The sequence below is a fragment of the Afifella sp. IM 167 genome (assembly GCF_020144925.1).
GTDB lineage: Bacteria > Pseudomonadota > Alphaproteobacteria > Rhizobiales > Afifellaceae > Afifella.
On sequence record NZ_NSLC01000057.1, the window covers coordinates 1 to 501 of the forward strand.

Annotated in this window: 1 protein-coding gene; it reads left to right on the forward strand. The window is 66.5% G+C overall.

Annotation, left to right across the window (positions count from 1 at the left end; genetic code table 11):
- The coding region (locus CLD20_RS20125) for a nitrogenase component 1 (protein WP_304504376.1) at positions 1 to 501 on the forward strand (501 nt) is incomplete at both ends.

Sequence of the window (501 nt, forward strand, 5' to 3'; positions counted from 1 at the left end):
GTGGGCTCGGCAGCTACAGCCGTGAATTCGCGCGCGAGCTGCGCGCCGCGGCCGAGCGCTACGGCATCGAGGCGCTGATCACCGACGATTATCTGGAGGTTGAGGCGCGGGTGCTCGAGCTGGCGCCGGAGCTGGTGCTCGGCACCCAGATGGAGCGCCACATCGCCAAGCGCGCCGGTATCCCCTGCGCGGTGATCTCGGCGCCGGTCCATGTCCAGGATTTTCCCGCCCGCTATGCCCCGCAGATGGGCTTCGAGGGCGCCAACGTGATCTTCGACACCTGGGTTCATCCGTTGATGATGGGCCTCGAGGAGCATCTGATCACGATGTTTCGCGAAGACGAGGAGTTTCATGACGAGGCGGTCGCCTCCCACCTCGGTTCCGGTAATCGATCCGCGGCGCAGACGGACGCGCCAGCGGCGGCGTCCGCGACAGCGGATACCGCGCCTGCGACGACTGACGACAGCATAGGGGCTGATGACGTATTCGTCTGGGAGCCGG